The sequence below is a fragment of the Vagococcus humatus genome, from assembly GCF_003950325.1.
GTDB lineage: Bacteria > Bacillota > Bacilli > Lactobacillales > Vagococcaceae > Vagococcus_C > Vagococcus_C humatus.
On record NZ_PXZH01000001.1, the window covers coordinates 499,704 to 521,157 of the forward strand.

The 21,454-nt window shown below is 36.2% G+C and carries 21 protein-coding genes; 19 read left to right on the forward strand and 2 right to left on the reverse strand.

Going from position 1 to position 21,454, the window contains the following annotated elements:
• Window positions 1-41 precede the first annotated feature (41 nt).
• A complete protein-coding gene (locus tag C7P63_RS02360; protein ID WP_125942554.1) occupies window positions 42-2,240 on the reverse strand; it encodes an ATP-dependent Clp protease ATP-binding subunit in 2,199 nt (732 codons plus the stop codon).
• Window positions 2,241-2,600: 360 nt separating this feature from the next.
• On the opposite strand from C7P63_RS02360, the gene C7P63_RS02365 reads away from it, so the two are divergent.
• From C7P63_RS02365 to C7P63_RS02435, 15 genes are all read left to right on the forward strand, one after another.
• Entirely contained in the window at window positions 2,601-2,792 is a 192-nt protein-coding gene (locus C7P63_RS02365; RefSeq protein ID WP_125942555.1) for a hypothetical protein, read from the forward strand.
• A 168-nt stretch (window positions 2,793-2,960) separates the two neighbouring features.
• Window positions 2,961-3,227, forward strand: a complete 267-nt coding sequence (locus C7P63_RS02370) for a phosphocarrier protein HPr (RefSeq protein ID WP_125942556.1) — start codon at window positions 2,961-2,963, stop codon at window positions 3,225-3,227.
• Window positions 3,227-4,948 carry a phosphoenolpyruvate--protein phosphotransferase gene (gene ptsP, locus C7P63_RS02375; RefSeq protein WP_125942557.1) on the forward strand — a complete coding sequence of 574 codons (1,722 nt, stop codon included), beginning with the start codon at window positions 3,227-3,229 and terminating at the stop codon, window positions 4,946-4,948. The genes C7P63_RS02370 and ptsP overlap by 1 nt, the downstream gene beginning before the upstream one ends.
• Window positions 4,949-5,273: 325 nt before the next feature.
• Window positions 5,274-6,311, forward strand: a complete 1,038-nt coding sequence (locus tag C7P63_RS02380) for an LTA glycolipid anchor biosynthesis glycosyltransferase, IagA/BgsA family (RefSeq protein WP_125942558.1) — start codon at window positions 5,274-5,276, stop codon at window positions 6,309-6,311.
• A gap of 104 nt (window positions 6,312-6,415) precedes the next feature.
• Window positions 6,416-7,633, forward strand: coding sequence for a glycosyltransferase family 4 protein (locus tag C7P63_RS02385; RefSeq protein WP_125942559.1), 1,218 nt, complete (start codon window positions 6,416-6,418; stop codon window positions 7,631-7,633).
• 10 nt (window positions 7,634-7,643) lie between these two features.
• Window positions 7,644-8,720: a lysylphosphatidylglycerol synthase transmembrane domain-containing protein gene (locus C7P63_RS02390; protein WP_125942560.1), complete on the forward strand. Its 1,077-nt coding sequence runs from the start codon at window positions 7,644-7,646 to the stop codon at window positions 8,718-8,720.
• 96 nt (window positions 8,721-8,816) lie between these two features.
• Window positions 8,817-9,689, forward strand: a complete 873-nt coding sequence (locus C7P63_RS02395; RefSeq protein WP_125942561.1) for an NAD(P)-dependent oxidoreductase — start codon at window positions 8,817-8,819, stop codon at window positions 9,687-9,689.
• Window positions 9,690-9,806: 117 nt separating this feature from the next.
• Complete coding sequence (locus tag C7P63_RS02400; protein WP_125942562.1) at window positions 9,807-10,040, forward strand: YkuJ family protein; 234 nt, start codon at window positions 9,807-9,809, stop codon at window positions 10,038-10,040.
• Window positions 10,041-10,116: 76 nt separating this feature from the next.
• On the forward strand, window positions 10,117-11,064 hold the full coding sequence (locus C7P63_RS02405; RefSeq protein ID WP_125942563.1) for a hypothetical protein: 948 nt from the start codon (window positions 10,117-10,119) through the stop codon (window positions 11,062-11,064).
• Between the two features lie 131 nt (window positions 11,065-11,195).
• Window positions 11,196-12,479 (forward strand): trigger factor, encoded by a 1,284-nt coding sequence (gene tig / locus C7P63_RS02410; protein ID WP_125942564.1) that lies wholly within the window; start codon window positions 11,196-11,198, stop codon window positions 12,477-12,479.
• A gap of 204 nt (window positions 12,480-12,683) precedes the next feature.
• Window positions 12,684-13,934: an ATP-dependent Clp protease ATP-binding subunit ClpX gene (clpX, locus tag C7P63_RS02415; RefSeq protein ID WP_125942565.1), complete on the forward strand. Its 1,251-nt coding sequence runs from the start codon at window positions 12,684-12,686 to the stop codon at window positions 13,932-13,934.
• Between the two features lie 138 nt (window positions 13,935-14,072).
• Window positions 14,073-14,660 (forward strand): ribosome biogenesis GTP-binding protein YihA/YsxC, encoded by a 588-nt coding sequence (gene yihA / locus C7P63_RS02420; RefSeq protein WP_125942566.1) that lies wholly within the window; start codon window positions 14,073-14,075, stop codon window positions 14,658-14,660.
• Between the two features lie 18 nt (window positions 14,661-14,678).
• Complete coding sequence (locus tag C7P63_RS02425; protein WP_125942567.1) at window positions 14,679-14,969, forward strand: nucleoside triphosphate pyrophosphohydrolase family protein; 291 nt, start codon at window positions 14,679-14,681, stop codon at window positions 14,967-14,969.
• 152 nt (window positions 14,970-15,121) lie between these two features.
• The gene (locus tag C7P63_RS02430; RefSeq protein WP_243640784.1) at window positions 15,122-15,868 is read left to right on the forward strand and encodes a threonine/serine exporter family protein; all 747 of its coding nucleotides are present in this window, start codon (window positions 15,122-15,124) and stop codon (window positions 15,866-15,868) included.
• Window positions 15,869-15,897: 29 nt separating this feature from the next.
• On the forward strand, window positions 15,898-16,347 hold the full coding sequence (locus C7P63_RS02435; protein ID WP_125942569.1) for a threonine/serine exporter family protein: 450 nt from the start codon (window positions 15,898-15,900) through the stop codon (window positions 16,345-16,347).
• Window positions 16,348-16,355: 8 nt separating this feature from the next.
• Here C7P63_RS02435 and C7P63_RS10250 read toward each other — a convergent pair whose 3' ends face one another.
• Window positions 16,356-16,526 (reverse strand): SPJ_0845 family protein, encoded by a 171-nt coding sequence (locus tag C7P63_RS10250; protein WP_165863728.1) that lies wholly within the window; start codon window positions 16,524-16,526, stop codon window positions 16,356-16,358.
• A gap of 224 nt (window positions 16,527-16,750) precedes the next feature.
• Between C7P63_RS10250 and C7P63_RS02440 the strand changes: the two genes are divergently transcribed.
• The 4 genes from C7P63_RS02440 to C7P63_RS02455 all read left to right on the forward strand — a co-directional run bounded on the left by C7P63_RS02440 (window position 16,751) and on the right by C7P63_RS02455 (window position 21,391).
• Window positions 16,751-18,202, forward strand: a complete 1,452-nt coding sequence (locus C7P63_RS02440) for a hypothetical protein (protein ID WP_125942570.1) — start codon at window positions 16,751-16,753, stop codon at window positions 18,200-18,202.
• An 81-nt stretch (window positions 18,203-18,283) separates the two neighbouring features.
• Window positions 18,284-19,462 (forward strand): efflux RND transporter periplasmic adaptor subunit, encoded by a 1,179-nt coding sequence (locus C7P63_RS02445; RefSeq protein WP_125942571.1) that lies wholly within the window; start codon window positions 18,284-18,286, stop codon window positions 19,460-19,462.
• Window positions 19,462-20,178, forward strand: a complete 717-nt coding sequence (locus C7P63_RS02450) for an ABC transporter ATP-binding protein (protein WP_125942572.1) — start codon at window positions 19,462-19,464, stop codon at window positions 20,176-20,178. Before C7P63_RS02445 ends, C7P63_RS02450 begins: the two co-directional genes overlap by 1 nt.
• Window positions 20,171-21,391 carry an ABC transporter permease gene (locus C7P63_RS02455; protein WP_125942573.1) on the forward strand — a complete coding sequence of 407 codons (1,221 nt, stop codon included), beginning with the start codon at window positions 20,171-20,173 and terminating at the stop codon, window positions 21,389-21,391. Before C7P63_RS02450 ends, C7P63_RS02455 begins: the two co-directional genes overlap by 8 nt.
• Window positions 21,392-21,454 lie beyond the last annotated feature (63 nt).

The window sequence follows — 21,454 nt, forward strand, 5'->3', positions numbered from 1 at the left end:
TTTGTTTTTGTTATTTCATCTTGTTTTTTTGACGAGAATTTTTACCCTTTAATGACAATAGATTCATTATCATCAGCTAGTACAGCTTGGAAACGTTTCGTGTTTGGATGGTCTAAATAGAATTCTGCCACATTATCTTCAATTTGCTCTTGAATAACTCGGCGAAGAGGGCGAGCCCCCATTTGTGGGTTGTAGCCTAAATCAACTAATCGTTGTTTAACCCCTGAATCTACTTGGACTTCCATTTGTTGAGTTTTCAGCATGTTGTTAACATCTTGTAGCATTAAATCAACAATACTTAGCAGACTTTCTTTAGCTAATGGTTTAAATTCTATGACCCCATCAAAGCGGTTTAGAAATTCTGGTTTAAAGAATTGATCCAATTGATTTAACACAGACTTAGAGCTGCCTTCTAAACTAGCTGAAAACCCTACGTTCGCTTCAGCTGTGCCAGTTCCAGCATTACTTGTCATAATGATAAGGGTATCTTTAAAGCTCACTGTTCGGCCTTTAGAGTCGGTTAAACGACCATCATCTAAAATTTGTAAAAACATATTTAATACATCTGGATGTGCTTTTTCAATTTCATCTAACAATACTAGGCTATAAGGAGTACGTCTCACTTGTTCGGTCAGCTGACCTGCTTCTTCATAACCTACATAACCGGGAGGCGAGCCAATTAGTTTAGAAACACTGTGTTTTTCCATGTATTCACTCATGTCTAACCGAATCATGGCTTCTTTTGAGCCAAACATTTCACGAGCTAATTGACGAGCTAATTCAGTTTTACCGACACCAGTTGGGCCAACAAATAAGAAAGAGCCGATTGGTCGGTTTTTCTTATTAAAACCAATTCGGTTACGGCGAATAGCTTTGGCTACGTGATCAATGGCTTCATCTTGTCCAATCACATGAGCCCGTAAATCTTCTGCCAGTGTTTTTAGTTGGGCTTGCTCTTTTTCTTTTAATTCTCCAACTGGAATCCCTGTTTTCATCTCAACGACTTGTTCCATGTCTTTTTCTGTGACAACCGGTTTATCTTCTTCCATGACTTGGGTATCTTTTAATTTTTCTAATTTATTCACTTGGTCTCTGTAATAAGCCGCTTTTTCAAAATCTTCTTCTTGAGAGGCTTTTTGTTTATTGGCTTCGGCTTCTTTTAAGCGTTTAGCTAATAGTTCAGGATCCATAGTATGAATGGTTAAGTTTTTCTTAGAACCTGTTTCGTCTAGTAAGTCAATCGCCTTATCTGGTAAGTAGCGATCTTGAATGTATCGGTTAGATAAACGGACAGCGGATTGAATGGCTTCATCCGTATATTTAACGTGATGATAGTCTTCATAACGAGGCTGAATCCCTTTTAAGATTTTAATGGTTTCTTCTTCAGTTGGTTCATCTACCATAACAGGCTGCATGCGCCGCTCTAAAGCTGCATCTTTTTCAATAATACGGTACTCATTAATGGTAGTAGCACCAATCATTTGCAGTTCTCCTCTAGCAAGAGCTGGTTTCAAAATGTTTCCAGCATCCATTGAGCCATCTCCAGTACTACCAGCACCTACTAACTCATGGACTTCGTCAATAAAGAGAATGATTTGCTCATTTCCTTTGACTTCCTCCATTAATTGTTTCATGCGTTCTTCAAATTGTCCCCGAATACCTGTTCCTTGCACTAAAGACACCACATCTAGTTGAATGACAGAGCGGTTCATTAGTTTTTGAGGCACATCTCCTTGAGCAATTTTTTGGGCTAAGCCTTCAGCTACAGCGGTTTTACCGACACCAGGCTCTCCGATTAACACCGGATTATTTTTGGTTCGGCGATTTAAAATTTCAATCACTCGTTTAATTTCTTTATCCCGACCAATTACTGGGTCAAATTTACCTTGTTTAGCAGCTTCCGTTAAATCAAAGCCAAATTCATCTAATAAACTACTAGCTCCTCCGTTACCATTAGGTCCTCTAGGCGGAATATTTCCACCGCTAGATTGGGTAGGGGGAATGTTAGGGGTAGGTGTTGGCATACCGTTCATTTCCCTAGACAAGGCACGAAATAAATCTTCAATCGAGCCAAAGCCATAAGGATCTTGAGCCATCCTAGTTTGGTTAGTTGGTTGCTCTTTTGCTTGAACTAATTGTTTAAAACAAGAGGGACAAACATCTAGTTGTTGTTTGCCATTTCCTGTATCCATAAAGTAATGAATGGTTGCATCGTTTTTTTGACACATTTGACAAATCATTTCGGTCACATCCTTTGTTGTAACGTATCAGTGAAAGGTTTTAACTATATTGTTGACCTTTACTGACCTTTGTTACTATTATATCATGGTAAAAGAGAGAATCAAGCAATACGTCTTTGAAAAACACTGGTTAATTAACGGGACACATCAATTAGTTGGCGCTTTCTTAGAAGATTTGATAAAGTAAAGATAGGCAAAAAAATTAAAACACAGCCATCACACTATCTAGACTTGGCTGCCGAAAGGGGAGGGTGCTTCATTTTTTTATTTATCATGTTTCACTTTCCAGTTTTTTTATCCATGTGCTAAACTACTAAAGTCAGATCATTTTAATTTGAGAGTAGGTTAGGAGGAAGATTCATGGATAGTCAACAGTATGAACAACTTTTAGAACAGCTAGTAGCAGGAGAAATCAGTGAAATAACAGTTACACCAGAAAGCTTTATGGCATTTCGCGCTGCTTGGTCTAAAAGAAGTGACCGAAAAAGCATTGTAGGAGAGGCAGGTTTATACGGGAAAATCCTGTACACTTTTCAGAAAGTGTCCGACTAGTTTCATAAAAAAATAAGGAAACTTACTTTTAACGGATAAAACTGTTGTATCTGTGGGCAAAAAATGGTAATCTTTACAATTGAAAGGGTTACTAAAAAGCATACTCACTCTACCAACATGCTTAAACAGTCCCTAAAAAAACATTATTTTTAAAGGAGAACGATTCTTATGGAAAAAAAAGACTTTCACATTGTAGCAGAAACAGGTATTCACGCACGTCCTGCAACTTTATTAGTACAAACTGCAAGTAAATTTAATTCAGATATTAACCTTGAATATAAAGGTAAATCTGTCAACTTAAAATCTATTATGGGTGTTATGTCTTTAGGCGTAGGTCAAGGTGCTGACGTAGTTATTTCAGCTGAAGGTGCTGACGAAAAAGACGCTATCGAAGCTATTGCTGAAACTATGACAAAAGAAGGATTATCAGAATAATGACAGATATTTTAAAAGGGATTGCAGCAAGTGATGGCGTAGCTGTTGCTAAGGCTTACCTTTTAGTACAACCTGATTTGACTTTCTCTAAAGTTGATGTTGAAGACGTGGAGCATGAAATCTCCCGTCTTCAAGGTGCACTAGCCAAAGCCACAGAAGAATTACAAGTTATCCGTAACAAAGCTGCTGAAAACTTAGGCGAAGAAGAAGCACAAGTTTTCGATGCGCATTTAATGGTTCTTTCTGATCCAGAATTAATTGGTGCTATCGAAGGTAATATTAAAGATAACAAAGTTAATGCTGAATCTGGCCTTAAAGAAGTAACTGATATGTTTATTGGCATGTTTGAAGCAATGGAGGATAATCCTTACATGCAAGAACGTGCTGCAGATATTAAAGACGTAACTAAACGGGTATTAAGTCATTTACTAGGAGTGAAACTACCTAACCCTTCTTTAATTAATGAAGAAGTAGTTGTAGTAGCTCATGACTTAACACCAAGTGATACTGCCCAATTAGACCGACGTTATGTTAAAGCTTTTGTAACCGATATCGGTGGACGGACTTCTCACTCAGCTATTATGGCACGTTCTCTTGAAATTCCAGCTGTTGTTGGAACAAAAGAAATTACGGCTAAAGCAGCTGAAGGAGATATCATCGCTGTTAACGGAATTGAAGGGGATGTATTTGTACATCCAACTGAAGAACAAATAGCTGACACTAAACGCCAAGGACAAGAATTTGCTGATCTAAAAGCAGAATGGGATAAATTAAAAGACGCTCCTTCTGTAACAAAAGACGGCAAACACTTTGAATTAGTGGCAAACATTGGAACACCTAAAGACTTAGAAGGTGTTCGCAATAACGGGGGAGAAGGAATTGGTTTATACCGAACTGAGTTCTTATACATGGACTCTCCAGATTTCCCAACAGAAGAAGCACAATTTGAAGCCTATAAAGCTGTATTAGAAGGCATGTCAGGTAAACCTGTTGTGGTTCGTACAATGGATATTGGTGGAGATAAAGAATTACCTTACTTACCATTACCAGAAGAAATGAACCCATTCTTAGGTTACCGTGCTATTCGTGTTTGTTTAGATCAAGATGCCATGTTCCGTACACAATTAAGAGCGTTATTACGTTCATCAGTTTATGGCTCATTACGCATTATGTTCCCAATGATTGCAACTCTACAAGAATTTAGAGAAGCAAAAGCTATGCTTGAAGAAGAAAAAGCTAAATTAGTTAAAGAAGGCGTGAAAGTCGCTGATGATATCCAAGTAGGTATCATGATCGAAATTCCTGCTGCAGCTGTTCTAGCTGACCAATTTGCTAAAGAAGTTGATTTCTTCAGTGTGGGAACAAACGATTTAATTCAATACACTATGGCTGCTGACCGTATGAACGAACGTGTATCATACCTTTACCAACCATACAATCCATCTATCTTACGCTTGTTGAAACATGTTATTGATTCAGCACATAAAGAAGGTAAATGGGCAGGTATGTGCGGAGAAATGGCAGGAGATCAAATCGCTGTGCCGTTACTTGTTGGTTTAGGCCTAGATGAATTTTCTATGAGTGCAACAAGTATCTTGAAAACTCGTAGCTTAATGAAACGTTTAGATTCAGAAAAAATGGCAGAATTATCTCAAAAAGCTTTATACGAATGTACAACAGCTGATGAAGTTGTGGCATTAGTAAAAGAATATACGAAATAATTAGTCTGATTAATGAAAAAGCTTGTAAGTGATTCGTCGCTTACAAGCTTTTTTTGTGAGAGAGCTAAAAACATGAAAAACTTTTGTAGCCTGTGTTTACATCAGGATAAACGGGTTCAAACTGTTTAAAAAGTAACAAAGAATTCATAAAATTAATGAAAAGAATGAGAGATTTTTTCAGTCTTTCTCGTTAATATGATATAATAAACAGAAATGAAAATCGGTGTAGATGGCTATAAGAAAAAAATAATTAACGTTTCTATGGAGTTATGTTTTGCTATCGATAAGAAACACATCCGGTTATGGATTTAGGAGGCTATAGGAAATGAAAGTTTTACTGTACTTCGAAGACGCTAAATGGTTAGCTCAGTCAGGGATTGGTCGAGCTTTGGAGCATCAAAAAAGAGCGTTGACTGAAGTAGGGATAGACTATACCACTGATCCCCATTGTACGGATTATGATATTTTACATATTAATACTTATAGTTTGAACAGTACACGTATGGTTAAACGAGCACGTAAAATGGGGAAAAAAGTGATTTATCACGCACATTCCACAGAAGAAGATTTTAGAAATTCATTTATTGGATCCAATCAATTAGCGCCTTTTGTAAAAAGACGCTTAATTAGGCTGTACTCAATGGCAGATGTTGTAATTACTCCTTCTGCGTATTCAAAAAAATTATTAGAAGGTTATGGCTTAACCCTACCTATTTTTGCAGTGTCTAATGGAGTAGACATGGAAAAATATCAACCTAATCCTCAAAAAGAGCAACAGTTTAAAGAGTATTTTCAAATAAAACCAGATGAAAAAGTAGTGATTTGTGTAGGACTTTTCTTTAACCGTAAAGGTATCTTAGATTTTGTTGAAGTAGCTAAATCCCTACCTGAGTACCGTTTTATTTGGTTTGGCCACACGCCTATGTGGTCGATTCCTAGTGAAATTAGACAAGTTGTAACAAAGGATCATCCTAAAAATGTTGTGTTTCCAGGCTATATTAAAGGAGATATCATTGAGGGAGCTTACTCAGCAAGTGATTTATTCTTTTTCCCTTCTTATGAAGAAACAGAAGGCATTGTTGTGTTGGAAGCTTTAGCTAGCCAGCAAACTATTTTAATTCGAGATATTCCTGTTTACGCTGGTTTAACAGATCAACTACATTGTTATAAAGGGCAGGACAATCAGGCATTTAAAGAAATCATCACTGGGGTTTTAGAAGGGCATTTACCAGATACCAAACAAGCGGGTTATCAGTTTGTGCAAGATAAAAGTATTGAGTCTGTTGGCCAAGAGTTAAAACAAATTTATGAATTAGTGCAGCAGACATCCGAGTTCGAACCCTTAGATTCCATTCAAATCTAAGACAAGGGTTAGGCATTAGACAAGATTTAATAGAAGGTTGAACAGCCAGTTTTTGTTTAAAGGATGAGCAAAAACAAAGAAGGCTGTGTTGGAGGTTAAACAAAGTGAAAATTGGTTTTTATACAGATACGTATTTCCCACAAATTAGTGGGGTGGCAACATCTATTCGGACTTTAAAGAGTGAATTAGAAAAAAGAGGGCATGAAGTAGTGATTTTTACTACAACAGATCCTCATGCGGAAGAACAGGAGTCAGATATTGTTAGGATGCCTAGTATTCCTTTTATTTCGTTTAAAGATCGGCGAATTGTGGTGAGTGGGATGCTAGACGCTTATGAAACAGCCAAAGAATTAGAGTTAGATATTATTCATACCCATACAGAATTTGGTGCTGGTTTTTTAGGTAAGCAAACAGCAAAACATTTAGATATTCCAGCCATTCATACGTATCACACTATGTATGAGGACTATCTTCACTATATTGCTAAAGGTAAATTAATTAAACCTCACCATGTTAGACAAGCTTCTAAAGCTTTTTGTCGCCATTTCAGTGGGATTGTTTGTCCTAGTCAACGAGTGGTAGACACACTAAATAGTTATAACATTACAGTCCCTAAAGCGATTATCCCAACTGGCGTGGACTTAGCTCACTATCAGCAGCCTATTGATTTAGAAAAAATAAACATTCGAGAAACTTATCAATTAAAAGAAGAGGACATGCTACTCCTTTCCCTTAGCCGTTTGTCTTATGAAAAAAATATTCAAGGTATCTTAACAGGCATGCCTAAAATTATTCAGACCTTTCCTCAAGCTAAATTATTAGTGGTAGGAGACGGTCCTTACCGAGCAGAATTAGAAGAGTTAGCTAAAAGTTTACATATTTCTGATTATGTTAACTTTGTTGGGGCGGTGGACAATCAGCAAGTCAACCAGTTTTACCGGCAAGCTGATTATTTTGTCTGTGCTTCAGATTCTGAATCTCAAGGGTTAACCTATTTAGAAGCTCTAGCTTCAGAACTACCTGTTGTGGTTAAAGGCAGTCCTTATTTAGATAGCTTAATTACTTCAGAAATTTTTGGTAGTTGCTTTAAAACAGATGAAGCCTTTGCTGATACATTTATTGAGTATGTTAGAAAAGATATTCAAGAGGACGAACGACTTAGACAAGCAAAACTTTATGAAATTTCCAGTGAAAGATTTGGTAGAAAAGTCGAGCAATTTTACTTAGAAGCTATCACGTTTCATGAACGGTATAAAATGAAACCTATTGAGCCTAAAAACTCCTCCCATGCTTTTAGACCCTTTAGTAAAAAGGAACCATAGGAGGAAACCTATGGATGTAAAAAACCGTATCTATTTATTTGTTGCGTTAAGTTTAGGCTTTGGCGCATTGTACTGGGAAATCAGACAAACAAGTGGGGCAGCCTTTTATCAAGAATTAAGCCAACTACATTTAGGTTGGTTAGGAGTAGCTTTTTTGTGTATGCTAGTCCATTGGGGAATTGAAGGGAAAATTTTACAAGGCTTACTGAAACGGCAGCACGGTGATTTTAGTTTTCGCAGTGCTGTTCGTATCCCGTTAATTGAGCATGTATTTAATGCTATTACCCCATTTTCAACTGGAGGCCAGCCTGCTCAGTTGATTACCTTAGCTAGGTCTGGCGTTGATCCAGGTGTAGCTGGATCTGTTTGTTTAATGAAGTTTGTTACCTATCAAATTATGATTGTCTTAAACTTTATTGCTTGCTTACTATTTGGGTATCGCTGGGTAGCTAATGAAGTGACCAGTTTATCTTACCTTGTCCTCTTAGGCTTTTTAATTAATTTAGTGGTAGTTATTGGGTTACTACTGTTAATGTATTGTTATCCTTTAACCAATCGCTTGGTTCAATTAGCCATTAAGTTAGTGGGTAAATTTACCTCACCAGCTAAAAAACAGCACTTAGCAAAGGTAACAGAAGAAAAAATGCTGAACTTTTATTACGAAAGTCAGTATATGCGCAGACAAAAAAAGTTAATGGCACGGACATTTTCTTTAACCTTTCTTCAATTAGTCTGTTACTATACTGTTCCTTATTTTATCTTAAAAAGTTTAGGACTCACTCAGCTAAATATCATGCAGATTATTGTGCTTCATGCCTTTATTATTTTAGTCATCTCCTTGTTTCCAGTGCCAGGAGGAGCAGGAGGGGCAGAGTATAGTTTTTCTTTGTTGTTTGGGACCTTTATGGGAACGAAAACTAGCCAACTAGTAGTGGCGATTGTTTTGTGGCGCTTAGTCACCCATTATTTTGGTATTTTCTTAGGTTTGATTGCTTCTTTTATGAAGCCATTACCTGAAGGAAGTCAGGAAATAACAGACACCTATTCAGCTAAACAACTGTCTAGTGACAGAATAACTCTTAAATAAATGATTAAGAAGCAAGGGATTTCTTGCTTCTTTTTTTGTGTATTTTTTTCAGAAACGGTATACTTAATTAAGAAACTAAAAGATGGAGGGAATCATATGACAAGCATTGGTTTTATTGGCACAGGAGTAATGGGAGCAGCGATTGTCAAACATTTATTACAGGCAGACTATCCTGTTCATGTGTATAACCGCACCCAAGCTAAAACAGATGAATTAGTGGAGTTAGGTGCTACTTGGCAAGAGACACCTGAGAAAGTGGCAGAACAAGCAGATGTTATTTTTTCTATGGTAGGCTATCCTAAAGACGTAGAAGATATTTATTACGGTGAAACCGGAATTTTTCAAGCAGATATAACAGGAAAAATTGTTGTAGATATGACAACCAGTACCCCTACCTTAGCAAAACAATTATATCAAACAGCTAAAGAACAAGGAGGAGCGAGTTTAGACGCCCCTGTTTCTGGTGGAGATTTAGGAGCTAAAAAAGGCACCTTGACCATTATGGTAGGAGGAGAGGAAGAAGTTTATCAACAAATTCTACCTATTTTCCAACATTTTGGTACAACCATTATGCGCCAAGGTGAAGCGGGAGCAGGTCAGCATACTAAAATGGCTAACCAAATTATGATTGCTGGAACAATGACAGGTATGACTGAATTATTAGTCTATGCAGAACGAGCAGGATTAGATTTAGAGAAAGTCATTCAAACCGTTGGAGGAGGAAGTGCAGCTAACTGGTCTTTAGCCAACTATGCTCCTCGTATTTTAAAGGAGGATTATTCACCAGGCTTCTTTGTTAAACACTTTATCAAAGACTTAAAAATAGCCCTAGATGAAGGGGATAAGATGGGGATTAGTCTTCCTGCAACGAAAAAAGCCAAAGAGCTGTATGATGTTTTAGCTAACCGAGGTTATGAAAACGATGGTACACAAGCCTTAATTAAACTATGGTGGGATGAGGAAGACTAGATTTATAAAAATCTTAAAGTTAACTAAAAAAAACAAAAAATTAGGTAAAATGAGTATGCAGGGGAAACATTGTCTGATACAATGTAACAGAAAGTGAAACATAAGGAGGCTTGTTCGATGACACATTCACAGTTAGTTGCCATCATTAAACGATTAGTGGCTATGGTTGAAACAACAGATGCAGAAGTTCAGGTTCGTCGTTTTGAACGCGAAGGACAAGAAAGATGTCTAGTTAGCTATGATCCATCTACTGAAACTTTTGAGCTCACTGAATCAGACACACGCCAAAGTTATCAATTCGATGACATTGATTTAGTTGCAATGGAGATTTACGAATTATTGCAAGGCTAAATAATAAAAGCTTAGGGGATATTTTATCCTTTAAGCTTTTTTCATAACATAAAATGAAGTAAAAAGGAGCGGTTTTATGGGAGAAACAATTCCCTTTCCACATAATTATGCAGGTTTTCTAGCTTTAGCTAAAGAGGCCAAGGATGAAGCTCAGTACGAGAAAGCCTTAGATTATTACGAACAAGCCTTATCTTACCAACAGCCTTTAGCAGTTCATCAAGAAGCGGTTACCTGCTTACTGGCGTTAAAACGTTATTCAGAAGCTCGCTCCTATATTAAAGAACGTCCAATGGAGTACCTTAAAGACTCTGTTGGACTTTCCTTATTTATTCAGGTGTTAGTTGGAGAAGGACGGTTTATGGAGGCTAGAAAGCAGCTTTACTTAGCTAAGGCTAGCCAAGAGGATTATCTTGCTTGTTTAACTATGATTCAAGTAGGGGAAGATTACGCTAACTTGTATCAAGGCTTAGAATTAACCAGTTTAGTAAAAGATATTCAGCAACAGTTCAGTCAATCTGACTTAGCTAGTCAAATAAAAGGGATCAACCAAGCCGAATGTTTGCCTAGTTCTTGGTTTATAAAAGAATTGACTCCTTATTTAACTTCTCCCTCTGTTCATCCTTTTGTGAGAAAAGGCTTATTAGAGTACTGGCTGTTTATTTCAGATCAAGTAGCAGGTGACTTAGTTTATTTAGAGTATGACCAGACCAAACAAGTAGTCGCCTTAAACAAGTTAAACATGATTCAAGACTTAGCAGTCACCAAAGAATTAAACCGGTATTTATTAGAAGAGTTGACACATGTAGGGGAAGACATGCAAAAACAACTGCAGGCAGAATTATTTTTCTTTACTACTATCCTGTATCCTTATCCTGATTTACGGATAAAAAACAGTCAACTATTCATTCAGTTATTTGTTTCTCGTTATCTTATGATAGATAGTTCTTTACAGGGAACAACAGAAGAAATCCAGGAATATGAGGAATTGATTACCACTCTTCAAAATATCTGGCTAGGGATCTAGCTAAATTAACCTAGTAAAAAGGGATAAATATCAAGTATAAATGTTTACAATTCGGACTTCTTAGTGTACTATTGTAAGGTATGCAATTGAAACAATTGTGAAAAAACAGAAGTTTCTGGAGGGAATAATAAATGACAGCCAAATGGGAAAAAAAAGGAACAAACGATGGAATTTTAACATTTGAAGTTGAATCAGATGTAATTGAAAAAGCTTTAACAACAACTTTTAACAAAGTGAAAAAAAATATTTCAGTACCTGGATTCCGTAAAGGTAAAATCAGTCGTCAAATGTTTGACAAAATGTACGGAGAAGAAAGTCTTTATGAAGATGCAATCAATGCAGTCTTACCTGAAGCTTATTCAAAAGCAGTGGAAGAAGCAGGAATCGATCCTGTAGCTCAACCAAAAATTGATCTTAAAAGCACTGAAAAAGGTCAAAACTGGGTTATCGAAGCAGAAGTTTTTGTTAAACCTGAAGTTAAATTAGGCGAATACAAAAACTTAACTATCGCTAAACAAGACCGTGAAGTAACAGAAGAAGACGTAGATGCTTCATTAGAACAAAAACGCCAAAACTTAGCAGAATTAGTCTTAAAAGAAGACGCTCCTGCTGAAAATGGTGACACTGTTGTTATTGATTACGTTGGAACAAAAGACGGTGTTGCCTTTGAAGGTGGCTCTGCTGACAACTATTCATTAGAATTAGGTTCAGGTTCATTCATTCCTGGCTTTGAAGAACAATTAGTTGGCGCAAAAGCTGGCGACAAAGTGGAAGTTAAAGTAACTTTCCCTGAAGAATATCATGCAGAAGATTTAGCAGGCGCAGAAGCTGTTTTTGCTGTAACTGTTCATGAAGTTAAAGGCAAAGAAGTTCCTGAATTAGATGACGAACTTGCTAAAGACATTGACGATGAAGTTGAAACTTTAGCTGAATTAAAAGAAAAAATTCGTAAAGAATTAGAAGAAACAAAAACAAGCCAAGCTGACGAAGCTGCTCAAGCTGAAGCAATCAAACAAGCCGTTGAAAATGCTGAAATCGTGGACTTACCAGAAGTTATGATCCATGACGAAGTACACCGCGGTATGGAAGAATTCTTAGGAAATATGCAACGTCAAGGTATTTCTCCAGAATTATACTATCAATTAACTGGCACAACTGAAGCTGACTTACACCAACAATTTGAAGGTGAAGCTGAAAGCCGTGTGAAAACAAACTTAGTTGTTGAAGCAATCGCTGCTGCTGAAAAATTTGAAGCAACAGAAGAAGAAATCAACAAAGAAATCGACGAATTAGCTGCTTCTTATAACATGGAAGCATCAGCAGTTCGTAATGTATTAACTAACGACATGTTAAGTCATGATATCGTTATGAAAAAAGCACTAGACGTTATTACTGATACAGCTAAAGAAGCATAAACGTCTCGCTTATGAGAATAAAAAAAGGCGAAGGTGCACGTTAGCACCTTTGCCTTTTTTTAACTGATTTACCTAGTTATTTTAAAAACCGACTAGGTAAAAACATTATTAATTACATCTGAAAGTTTTTGTGTTACCATATTGATGATGGATGGTAGCAAAAGATTTAGATTTATACCAGACGATCCTATAGGAGGTTGTAATATGTATGATGGTCTAACAAATGGCGGAACTGTACGCTGTTCATTTTGTGGGAAATCCCAAGATGAAGTCCGTAAGTTAGTAGCAGGTCCCGGGGTTTACATTTGTAATGAGTGTGTCGACCTATGTAAAGAAATCATAGATGAAGAAGTCTATGATGAAACAATTGAAGACTTTACTGAAGTACCAAAACCTAACGAAATTGTTAATATCCTAAATGAATATGTTATCGGTCAAGAAAGAGCTAAACGCATTCTTTCCGTTGCAGTATACAATCACTACAAACGAGTGAGCCATTTAGAAACAAGCGAAGAAACCGATGGGGTTGAACTTCAAAAAAGTAATATTTGTTTAATTGGGCCAACTGGGTCTGGTAAAACATTTTTAGCACAAACTTTAGCTAGAACATTAAATGTTCCCTTTGCTATTGCTGATGCAACTAGTTTAACAGAAGCTGGTTATGTAGGGGAAGATGTTGAAAATATTTTACTCAAACTTCTACAGTCTGCTGATTACAATGTAGAAAGAGCCCAAAAAGGAATTATCTACATTGATGAAATTGATAAAATTGCGCGTAAGAGTGAAAATGTCTCTATTACTCGGGATGTTTCCGGTGAAGGAGTACAGCAAGCCTTACTGAAAATTTTAGAAGGAACAGTAGCCAGTGTACCACCCCAAGGAGGAAGAAAACATCCTCAACAAGAATTTATTCAAATTGATACCACCAATATCTTGTTTATTGTAGGCGGAGCTTTCGATGGCATTGAAACCATCGTTAAAGAACGTCTCGGTGAAAAAGTGATTGGTTTCGGTAAGTCTAGTAAAAAATTGGATGAAGAAACAAGCATTATGCAAGAAATCATCCCAGAAGACTTACTTAAATTTGGATTAATTCCTGAATTTATTGGTCGATTACCTGTCATGGCAGCTCTAGAAAAATTAACCGAAGAAGATTTGGTTCGTATCTTAACTGAACCGAAAAATGCTTTAGTTAAACAATATCAAAAATTGTTAGAGTTAGATGATGTGGAGTTGACCTTTACTAAAGAAGCTTTAAAAGCTATTGCTAAAGAAGCGATTGAGCGAAATACAGGAGCCAGAGGACTACGTTCTATCATTGAACACATTATGATGGACATTATGTTTGAAGTTCCTATGCGGGAAGATGTCCAAAAAGTGACAGTCACTGAAAAAACAGTCATCAATGAGGATCATCCTACCATTGAATTAAATGATGATAAAAAAGTTAGTTAAGCTTAAAACTCGTCTTCTTTTAAAAGACTTGTAAGAAATTTCTTACAAGTCTTTTTTTTAGGTAAAACTTTAAAAGTCAAGGCTAGTTTATCAAAAATCTCTGTGCTAAAATAAAACAAGTATGAAAGGGTGAAGAGAATGAATGTTCATCAAGCAGAAATCGTGATCAGTGCTGTTTCACCAAAACAGTATCCTGATACAAAAATCCCAGAAATTGCCTTAGCTGGACGCTCTAATGTTGGCAAGTCCTCATTTATTAATACCTTAATCAATCGGAAAAATTTAGCTAGAACTTCTAGTAAACCTGGAAAAACCCAAACTCTAAACTTTTATTTGATTGAAAATGCCTTCCATTTTGTGGATGTACCAGGATATGGTTATGCAAAAGTATCCAAAGTGGAACGAGCTCGTTGGGGAAAGATGATTGAGACTTATCTAACTGAAAGAGAACAGCTACAAGCCGTCATTTGTGTTGTGGATTTTCGTCATGAACCGAGTCAAGACGATATTCAAATGTATGAATTTTTAAAGTATTACGGCATGCCCGCCATTGTAGTAGCTACCAAAGCAGATAAAATTCCTAAAAGTAAATGGAATAAACATGAGGGGATGATAAAAAAAGCCTTGCACTTTGATGCAGAAGATGATTTTATTGTCTTTTCTTCTGAAACTAAAATGGGAAAAGACCAAGCTTGGCAAGCAATTGAACCTTATCTTGGAGAATAAAAAAGGAGTGTTTGTGACATGGAGTTTAATGACTATCAATCTTTAGCTAATCGGACACTACGTTACGGAAACGAGCAAGTTTTAACGAATTGTGCTCTTGGTTTAGCCAGTGAATCAGGGGAAGTTTTAAGACTTATTCAAAATTATACCTTCAAAAATTATGATATGCCTAAAGAAGAATTAATCAAGGAATTAGGAGACGTTTTATGGTATGTCTCGCAAATTGCTGAATGGGCGAATATTCCTTTTGAAGACATTGCAACAAGTAATATCCAAATGTTGGAGCAACGGTTTCCAACACAAGATTAACGAAAAAAGTCAGATACTTGTATCTGGCTTTTTTTATTTGCCCAACTGAGCGTTTGAGTATTAAAAAGCTTTCATTTAGTTAGGTTATCGTTGGATTTTTCTCATAGGTTTATTATAATGAAGCATGATAGAGATTAGGGAGACAGATAGTGATGGAACGAACAGAATTTTTATTAGAAACCTGCGTCTTAGCTGGTAAAATTATGCTAGAAAACGGAGCAGAAATGAGCCGAGTGGAAGATACCATGAACCGAATTGCTGCAAGTTACGGAGAAGAAGTGGGCACAAGCTTTGTGACTCAAACTGTTGTACTAATGGGACTACAGAGCACAAAAGATGTGCAAATGCAGCGGATTGAGGAACGGACAACCAATCTTGGTAAAATTGCGAAAGTCAACACTTATTCTCGGGCTTTTGCTGAAAATAAACTAAGTCTACAAGATTTAAATACGTGTTTAGTCATCTTAGATCAGGCGAAAAGTTACCGGTCTAGAGTATCTAAAATTATCAGTGCAGCGATTGTCAGTGGCTGTTTAATGGTCATGTTAGGTGGAACTTGGCCAGACTTTTTAGCGACTTGTTTAGTTGGAGCTGGCGGATACGGAGCTTATGATTGGTGTGAACAGCGGCTGAATTTGAAATTTATCAATGAATTAGTGGCTTCTATTATTCTCGGGGTGTTGGCTTTTCTTTGTGTGGATATAGGGATTGCTCATTCGTTAGATCACATGATTATCGGAAGTATCATGCCGCTAGTGCCAGGGGTAGCTATTACCAATGCAGTGAGAGACTTACAAGCAGGTCATATGTTAGCAGGAATTTCAAGAGCAGTTGAAGCGTTGATTGTGGCTTTAATGATAGGGGCAGGGATTGCTATAGCCTTTAGTTTTATGCACTAATCAAAGGAATAAGTAGTAAGGAGAAGAACATGTTAGGATGGGGATTGAAATTAGTTGAACAACTTGTGTTAAGTTTTTTAACGTCGGTAGGTTTTGGTATGATCCAGTTAGTTCCAAAAAAGGAATTAGTTTATAGCGGATTAAGCGGTATGGGGGGCTGGTTTATTTATTGGATTGCCTTAGAATGCCAAATAAATGTGACATTAGCCACTTTTTTAGGCTCATTAACGATTGCTGGGTTGAGTTATTGGTTTGCTGTTATAAGAAAAAAACCTTCTACTATGTATAACATTCCAGGCATTGTGGCATTAGTACCAGGAGCCGTTTCTTATCAAATGACTTACTCATTAATTATTGGTCGTTATAATCAAGCAACCTACTACAGTATTCGTATGCTGTCTTTAGCAGGTGCTATTGCAGGTGGATTAATTATTTGGGATTTAGGTCTAAGATTAGTAAAAGAAAGAAAACAAAAATAGCAAAAAGCCTATTTTTGTTTTCTTTCTTTTTTATTCTCTAAAACTTCTTGTTCTTTTTTCAAAAATTTTTCTGCTTCTTTTTGAGCTTCAGTCTGTTTAACCTCTTTATCTTCTGGCAATACAATAAAGTCTTCTAACATTTTTTCAAGTTTGTCTGTTTTTTTATAAGTTAATCCCATTTTTTTACCTCCGTTATGTAATTTTTTTTAGAAATAGTGTACAATGTAATTATAAGCGTCTTATAAAACAGTCTATTTAATGACTTTAATCTATTATAAAACCTTTTGAATCGTTTGTCATCTTTGTCATGAATGAAACCTGTTTTACTTGTTGTCCGTAGCTATTGTCTTTATTTCAGATTGAGTACCTTTTACGTTATAATAAAGGTAAGGAGGCCACCAACATGCCAACAAAAGAACAAGCACACACCATTTATTGTCTCATGCAACTGGCTCATTTGGAGACGGAAGAAAGTTTTCGTCAACAGTTAGATGACTGGTTTAGTTTGTGTCGTATTTTAATGGAACCTGAAAGTTATTTAGTAGGAGAAGATATGACCGATTCTCATCTGTATAAAAAAGAAGAGATTGCCACTATTTTAGCTAATTTTTCATTAAAAACAGACACCCCTTTTCAATCCTTAATTTTAAAAGGACCTGGTGGCGACTTAGTTCTCAAAGTGTTTCACGGCTCTATTCATATGATGTTTACCATTACCTACGAGATATTTACAGCTTATCAGCTTATTATTGAAAACTTTTTTGACGAAAAAATGTGTCAAAAAGGAGTTTACGCTTATATCCGAGATATGCAGGAATTTTTAAGTCATAACTTACTGTCCTTACAAGACAGACAAACACTGGCTATTAATCACCCTAAATATCCGCCGCTAATGTATAACACCCTTCATGAACAAGTGGTGGATTGTAGCCAATTAGCAGGATATGATTGTCAGTATCATGGGTTAATTTTTACTTCTTGTTGGAAAATGTGGTTTAGTCCGGTGTACGGTCAGTGGATTCCTAAACAAGCTTTTTTAGATGTACAACAAGTGAATGATTTAACCGAATTAAGTAACGGGGTTATTCGTATTACCCTACATGAAAACCCTCTTGACTGGCATTTGGCAGCCAACTTAGATTTTCAGCGAATGTTTCGAGATCAGTTAGGTTTTGACCGCTTAGAATGGGATAACGGGGTAGGGGTTTTAAGAGAGCCTTATGCTGAATTTTTTAGAAGTCCTGATCAAATTAGAATGATTCAATATCAAAATAATTATTTACAACCAGTAGGAAAAAATCAAGCTACCTACTTTTTTACGAGAATTTCAAATATGAAAACAGGAGCTTATTCTGAATCTGGTGTTTTTGGCAAGCTAAATTCCAAAGCTTATTTTCCTTGGCAAGATGATGAGCAAAAACGGATGTATTCTTACATGATTATCGATCCTAGTTTGATGATTGACCAAGGAGTGGAAGCTTTTACTTTTTATATCCATCAGTATTTTCCCTTTTCTTTTAAAGACAACAAATTAGAAGACTATCAACCTATTTTACGGTTTTATATTCCAGAAGAAAGCTTAAACAGCTTTCCCTTTGAAATGTTAATCGGTGAACTGGATGCTGATAGCGTGCAATTTTACCGCAAAAAAGAAGACTGTTCCCAGTTACTTATCAAAAAAAATCAACAAAAGATGTGGGTACAATTTGTGAATGTGATGAACATTGATGGGATTGATGGGGATTTTTCTGACTTGAATAAACACAATCAGGGACTTTCAGATAAACTGAAACACACTTGGCAAACGGCTAAAAATAAGTGTCGTTACTTGTTAGGTAAACAAAATAAGACTTGAGACCTATGTAACTCCCAGTCTATATTTGATAACATGAAAGAGTCATAGAAATGTTATCATTTTGTAAAGGAGATTACGGGAGTGAAAAAAAGAACAAAGATAATTATAGGAATTATTAGTGTGCTAGTTTTAGGGTGTGGTATTTATCTAGTTAAACATCAATCAAAACCAAAAGAACAAGCAGCTAAAGATGAGAATAACATTGAGTATTATAATATTGATGGGGTGGACCAAGTCTTTATTAACGGAACCATTACCCCAGTTAAATCTCAAGAATTTGTCAAAGATCAAACATTAGGTAAATTAGGTGATTTACAAGTTAAAAATGGGGATGTGGTTAAAGAGGGAACCGTTCTTTACCAATATGTAGATCCTACAAGTGACAAAGAAATTGCCGAAATGAAAATGAATATCCAACGAGCTCAAGCGGAAAAAGAAAAAGCCATTCGGCAGAAACAGCTAGAGCTAACTCAGTTAAACCAAGGAGGACAATCTAAGGAAGAAGGGGAGGAAGCACCTCAACCAAACCTACAGTTAGCTAGAGAAGAAATTGAACTGAAATATGACATTAGTGGCATGGATATGAACATTAGCCAAATGAACCAACAGCTAAACGAAATTTACGAGCGTCAAGTTAATAAAGTGGTAGCACCGTTTACAGGAAAAGTATCTATTCCACAAGATAAAAACCGAGATAGCGCTATTTTAAATCTTATTTCAGAAGAGTTTTATGTTGTAGGAACGGTTAACGAAAAAGATGTTACTAAAATCAAGACAGGGCAAGATGCAGATATTAAAACTATTTCAACCAACCAAAGCTTAAAAGGTAAAATTACTTATGTGTCTGAATTACCAGATTCAGGAGCTGCTCCTGGGGAAGCTGGGGGAATGAATGGTGGAGGTAGTAGTTTATCCAACTACACAGTTAAACTATCCTTAGAAAATCCAAAAAATATTAAAAATGGTTTCCACGTGCAAGCGGCAGTAAACTTATCTGATAAGAATATTGAAATTCCAAAAGAAGCGATTCATTTTGATAAATCAGACGCTCCTTATGTGTTTGTGGATGATTTTGGAACAGTCTTGAAAAAACCAATTGAAATCAAAGAGACTAAAGAAGCTTTAGGCAAAAAAGTGGTTGTTTTAAATGGGTTAGAATCCATGGATCAAGTTATCGTTAAATCAGATAAAAAATTAAAAGATGGAGATATTCTAACTACAGGAGATACACCGAACTCAACAGATGATGAGGTGAAATAATGACAGAACAAGACATTCATTCAACGCCTCTTATCGAATTAACTGATATCAATAAGTATTATCCTGTGGGGAAAAACCAGCTACATGTTCTTAAAAATTTGAATTTAACGATTGAACGAGGAGAATTTTTAATGATCATGGGGAAATCAGGTAGTGGGAAGACTACTTTGATGAATATTATTGGTTTTCTAGATCAAATTTCAGATGGTACTTATCAATTTGACGGGGAAGATGCTTCTAAATTAAGTGAAAATGAAAAATCAAAATTACGTAATCAATATCTTGGTTTTATCTTTCAACAGTTTTTCTTAATCCCCTCTTTAAACGTTAGACAAAATGTGGAATTGCCTATGGTTTACTCTGGTAATAAAAAAGATGGGAAACGAAAAGAACTAGCTAACCACTATTTAAGTTTAGTTGGTTTAGAAGATAAAACCCATGTAAAAACCACAGAGCTTTCAGGTGGACAACAACAACGGGTAGCTATTGCTAGAGCCTTAGTGAATGATCCTTTGCTGATTATGGCAGATGAACCAACCGGCGCCTTAGACAGTGAAACAGGGCAAGATATTATGAATATTTTGACAGAACTAAACAAACAAGGAAAAACCATTGTGATGGTAACCCATGACAATGATATGCGGAAGTATGCCACCCGAGTGATTTATATGAAAGATGGTTTATTCCTAACAGAGGAGGAGTACTTAAATGCTTAGAAATTTACTATTAAGTACCTTCCTAAGTTTAAAAGCTCATAAATTACGGGTGTTTTTAACTATGGTTGGGATTATTATCGGGATTGCTGCAGTAGTAACTGTTTCTTCTATTGGTGAAGGAATGAAACAAAGCAGTTTAAAAATGTTAGATAGCACAGGCTCTAATGTTGTCAGATTGATTTATCGTCCAGATGTGGATGAAGACTCAGATTCACCTGGAGAATTTGAAACCTATGCTTTTTCTAAAAATGATTTAAAACTCTTACGAAAGTTAGATAATATTACGACTATTTCTGCGGATTACGGTTATGGATTTGGAGCAGATGAGTCCATCCAAGTCAGTCTTTCTTATTTTGATAATCTAGGAGGAGACCAAGTCATCGCTAACCCTGGTAATGGTAAAAATACAGTGGCTTACGGCCGAGATTTTATTCCTAGTGATGCAGAACGTAATGTAATTATTTTATCTTATCAGACGATGAAGTTTTCTCTTATGGTCAATAAACCAGAGAAATTAATTGGTCGTGCGATTGATGTAGACGGGGAGAAATTTTTAGTTGTCGGGATAAAAAATGAACCAGATGATATGGGAATGAATATGGATCCTAATTTATTTAGTAGTGTTATCCCTAAAAAAGCCTTTAACAATTTATCCAAGTCGAAAAGTATCAATGGGATTAAATTAAAAGTAGCCCCTGATACTGACCGAGACCAAATTGTAGAAGAAGCTAACGAGAAGCTAAAAGAGTATCATCCAGAATTAACCGGTAATTTTGAAGAAGATAAAAGTTCTGAACAAATGCGGCAAGAAGTTGAAAACATGATTCAACAAGTAGTCATGGGCTTAGTCTTTATTACAGCGATTTCTCTATTAGTAGGAGGAATTGGGGTTATGAACATTATGTACGTGTCTGTTTCTGAACGAAAACGAGAAATTGGGATTAGACGAGCAATTGGAGCTAAACCTGCTAATATTATGGCACAGTTTTTACTAGAAGCTGCCTTTATTACCTTACTTGGCGGGGTAATTGGTATTTTATTAGGTTGGGGCATTTCTCAGTTAATCTCAACAATTCCTGGAATTGAAGCGATTTTAAGTGTGAAAATGACCTTGATTTCTGCAGGCGTGTCGATTGCAATTGGGCTTATTTTCGGAGTGATTCCTGCTATTAATGCAGCGAAAATGGATCCGATTAAAGCTATTTATCAGTAACTATCCATCAAAAAAGGTTAAGCTAACTTTAGCTTAACCTTTTTATTGTTATTAGATGAGTCC